The organism is Streptomyces sp. WG7 (genome assembly GCF_049975785.1).
GTDB lineage: Bacteria > Actinomycetota > Actinomycetes > Streptomycetales > Streptomycetaceae > Streptomyces.
In genome coordinates, this window is record NZ_JBNGGE010000110.1 from 1 (window position 1) to 4390 (window position 4390).

At 75.7% G+C, this 4390-nt stretch carries 2 protein-coding genes; both read right to left on the reverse strand.

Annotated elements, in window-relative coordinates; translation table 11 throughout:
- Positions 1-1895: type I polyketide synthase (locus ACP4J0_RS38195; protein WP_426604004.1), on the reverse strand; the 1895-nt coding region annotated here is incomplete at its 3' end.
- Between the two features lie 27 nt (positions 1896-1922).
- A partial coding sequence (locus ACP4J0_RS38200) for a beta-ketoacyl reductase (RefSeq protein ID WP_426604006.1) occupies positions 1923-4390 on the reverse strand: 2468 nt, incomplete at its 5' end.

Consider the following 4390-nt stretch of genomic DNA (forward strand, 5'->3'; position numbering starts at 1 on the left):
ACCTCCACCGCGAACAACGCCGGCTGCGCGAACTCCGTACGATCCAACACCTCCGCGTCATCACCGAACAACACACCCAGCCCAAGCCGCTCACCCACCGCGTCCAGGGCCTCGGCGAACACCGGATAAGCGCCGTACAACTCACGCCCCATCCCCAGCCGCTGACTGCCTTGCCCCGTGAACAGGAACGCGGTCTTGCCCGCGACGGGCGAGCCGGTCACCACGCCCGGCGCCGCCTCGCCCGCGGACAGGGCGGCGAGGCCCGACAGCAAGGCGTCGCGGTCCTCGGCGACGACGACGGCGCGGTCCTCGAAGGAGGCGCGGGTCGTGGCGAGGGAGTGCGCGACGTCGACCGCGCGCGTCCCGGCGTTCCGGTCGACGTACGCGTGAAGGCGGCGGGCCTGCTCGCGGAGCGCGTCGCGTCCCTTCGCCGAGAGCGGCAACGGCACCGCACCCCCGGCGGCGGGTGCCGGGGCGGCGGCCGGGGCGTCCGTCTCCTCGGGCTCCGGGGCCTGCTCGATGATCGTGTGCACGTTGGTGCCGCTGACGCCGAACGCCGAGACGCCGACGCGGCGCGGGCGGCCGGTCTCCGGCCAGTCCACGGCGTCCGTGAGCAGGGACACCGCGCCCGTCGACCAGTCGACGTGCGAGGTCGGCCGGTCGACGTGAAGGGTGCGCGGCAGCACACCGTGCCGCATCGCCATGACCATCTTGATGATGCCCGCGACACCCGCGGCGTTCTGCGTGTGGCCGATGTTGGACTTGAGGGAGCCCAGGAGCAGCGGCCGGTCCTCGGGCCGGTCCTGGCCGTAGGTGGCGAGCAGTGCCTGAGCCTCGATGGGGTCGCCCAGGGTGGTGCCGGTGCCGTGCGCCTCGACGGCGTCGATGTCGGCGGGGGTCAGGCGGGCGTTCTCCAGTGCCTGGCGGATGACGCGCTGCTGGGACGGGCCGTTGGGGGCCGTCAGGCCGTTGCTCGCGCCGTCCTGGTTGACCGCCGAACCGCGGACCACGGCGAGTACGGGGTGGCCGTTGCGGACCGCGTCGGACAGGCGCTCGACGAGGAGCACGCCGACGCCCTCGGACCAGCCGGTGCCGTCGGCCGCTTCGGCGAAGGACCGGCAGCGGCCGTCGGCGGACAGGCCGCGCTGGCGGCTGAACTCCACGAACACGTCGGGTCCGGCGAGCACGGTGACGCCCGCGGCCAGGGCGAGGGAGCACTCGCCCTGCCGCAGGGCCTGGACGGCCATGTGCAGGGCGACGGAGGAGGACGAGCAGGCGGTGTCGATGGTCGCGGCGGGGCCTTCGAGGCCGAAGATGTAGGCGAGGCGGCCGGAGACGACACTGGAGGCGGTGCCGGTGAGGAGGTGGCCCTCCACGCCGTCGGGGAGGTCCCCGGCTCCGGCGCCGTACGCGTTGGCGGAGGCGCCGACGAAGACACCGGCCCGGCTGCCGCGCAGGGTGGCCGGGTCGATCCCGGCGCGTTCGAACGTCTCCCAGGTGGTCTCCAGCAGCAGGCGCTGCTGCGGGTCCATGGCCAGCGCCTCGCGCGGCGAGATCCCGAAGAAGGCGGGGTCGAAGTCGCCGGCGTCGTGGAGGAAGCCGCCGTGGCGGGCGTAGGTGGTGCCCTCGTGGTCGGGGTCCGGGTCGTACAGCGACTCGATGTCCCAGCCCCGGTCGGCGGGGAAACCGGTGATGCCGTCGCCGCCGCCGTCGACGAGGTCCCACAGGTCCTCGGGCGAGCGGACGCCGCCAGGGAAGCGGCAGCCCATGGCGACGATCGCGATCGGCTCGCGCGAGGCGTCGGTCAGCTCCCGGTTCCGGCGGCGCAGCCGCTCGGTCTCCTTCAGCGATGCCCGCAGCGCTTCAACGACTTTTTCGTTCGGGGTTGTCATCACATACTCCGCACTTCGGGCACGTCAGGATCAGTTGCTGTCGTCGTCGGTGGCCCCGCCGTGGGACCCGTCGGGGTCGCCGTGGCCGTCGAGTGCCAGGTCGAGGAGGGCTTGGAGGTCCATCGCGTCGATGGAGTCCGCGGCGTCCGCGGTGTCGGGGTCCGCCGCGCCGGCGGGTGTGCCGTTCGGGGCGGCGAGCCGCAGCAGGGTGTCCAGCAGTCCGGCCTCGCGGATCCGGCCCAGCGGGATGGTGGCCAGCGTCCGGCGCAGTTCGGCGTCCTGCGGGTCGCTGTCCACGGGGGCGGCGGGGGTGCCGGCGGCCTCGGGGAAGAGGCTGTGCAGCAGGTGCCCGGTGAGGGCGCGGGGGTTGGGGTAGTCGAACACGAGGCTGGAGGGCAGGCGCAGCCCGCACGCCGCGCCCAGGCGGTTGCGCAGTTCGACGGCGGTCAGCGAGTCGAAGCCGAGGTCCTTGAAGGCGCGTTCGGCGGCGACGGCGTCGGCGGAGCTGTGTCCGAGGGCCGCCGCCGCGTGCTCGCGCACGAGGTCCAGCAGGGCCGACTGCCGGTCGTCGCCGGTGAGTTCGGCGAGGCGCCGGAGTGTCGCGGAGGACGGGTCCTTGGTGCCGTCCGCGGTGGCCGCCGGGCCGGCGCGCAGGGCGTCGCGGACCTCGGGGAGGTCGGCGACGAGGGGTCGGGGCCGGGCCGCGGTGAAGGCCGGTGCGAAGCGCGCCCAGTCCACCTCCGCGACCGTCACGGCCGCCTCGGGCCCGGCTACGGCGCGTTCCAGCGCCAGCAGGTTGCCGGCCGGGGCCATGGGCGGCAGTCCGCGGCGGCGCAGCTGCTCCTCCGCGTCGCCCTCGGCCGCCATGCCGCCGTCGGCCCACGGGCCCCAGGCGACGGCGGTCGCGGGCAGGCCCTCGGACCTGCGCCGCTCCGCGAGCGCGTCGAGGAAGGCGTTGGCCGCCGCGTACGCGCCCTGGCCGCCGCTGCCCCAGACACCGGCGATGGACGAGAAGAGCACGAAGGCGTCGAGCGAGTCGGGCGTACCGAAGAGCGCGTCGAGGTTCACGGCACCGGCGGTCTTCGCGGCCACGACGTGGGCGAGTCCGGGCAGGTCGGTGTGCGTCCCGGGCGGCTGCGAGACACCGGCGGCGTGCACGACGGCACGCACCGGAGTGCCCTCCGCGGCCAGCCGCTCGACGAGCGCCCCCAGCGCGGCCCGGTCGGCGACATCGCACGCGGCGAGCGTCACGTGCGCGCCGAGCCCCGACAGCTCCCTCTCCAGCTCCGCCGCGTCCGGCGCGTCGGCTCCCTTGCGGCTGACGAGGACAAGCCGCTGCGCTCCGTGCCCGGCAAGCCATCGTGCCGTGTGGCGGCCGAGCGCGCCCGTGCCGCCGGTGACGAGCACAGTGCCGCGCGGGGTCCAGGTCCCGGCGCCCGGTCCCTGGGGCGCGGCACGCTCCAGGCGCCGTACGAAGGTTCCGGACGCGCGGACGGCCAGCTGGTCCTCGTCGCCCGCTCCGGCGAGCACCGCCGCCAGGCGGTTCAGCGCCCGTTCGTCGCAGTCGGAGGGCAGGTCGACGAGTCCGCCCCAGTGGTCGGGGTGCTCCAGGGCCACGACCCGGCCCAGGCCCCAGACGTGGGCCTGGGCGGCGCCGGCGAGCCCGTCCGCGGCGACCGCCGCGACGGCGTCGCGGGTCACGCACCACAGCGGCCCGTCGACCCCGGAGGCCTCGCCGGTCAGCGCCTCGGCGAGCGCGGAGGTCAGCGCGAGGCCAACCGGGACTCCGGGGTGCTCGGGGTGGGGCCGTTCGTCCAGCGCGAGAAGCGACAGGACACCGGCCACGACGGCGTGTCCGCGCAGGCGGGCGGCGATCGCGTCCGGTGCGGCGTCGGCGGCGTCGAGCACGACCGGTACGACGTGGGCGCCGCCGGCCTCGATGCGCGCCGTCACGGCAGCGATCCAGGGGTCGTCGGCGTGGGCGGCCGGGAGGGCCACCAGCCAGTCGCCGGTGGGGGTGGCGTCGCCGTTCCCCTGCGGCCACGGGTGCCAGGCGACGCGGTAGCGCCGTGCGTCCGCCTGCGTACGCGCCCTCTGGTCCCGGCGCCAGAGCGAGAGGGCGGGCAGCAGCGCGCTCAGTGGCTGCTCCGCGTCGATGCCCAACTCCTCGGCGATCCCGGTCGGGCCGGCGTTCTCGACCACCTCCCAGAAGCGGGCGTCCACCGCGTCGCGCGCGGCGTCGGCGGCGGGCCGCGGGGCCGCGGGCTCGGGCCAGTGGCGCTGTCCTTGGAAGGCGTAGGTGGGCAGGTCCACGCGGCGGGCGCCGGTCCCGGCGAAGAACCGGTCCCAGTCGACCGTCACACCGCGGGCGTGGGCGTGGGCGAGGGCGGTCACGGCGGTCTCCGGCTCGGGACGGCCCTTGCGCAGGACAGGGACGAAGGCGGCGCCTTCACCGGTCACGCAGTCCTGCGCCATCGCCGACAGCACACCGTCCGGAC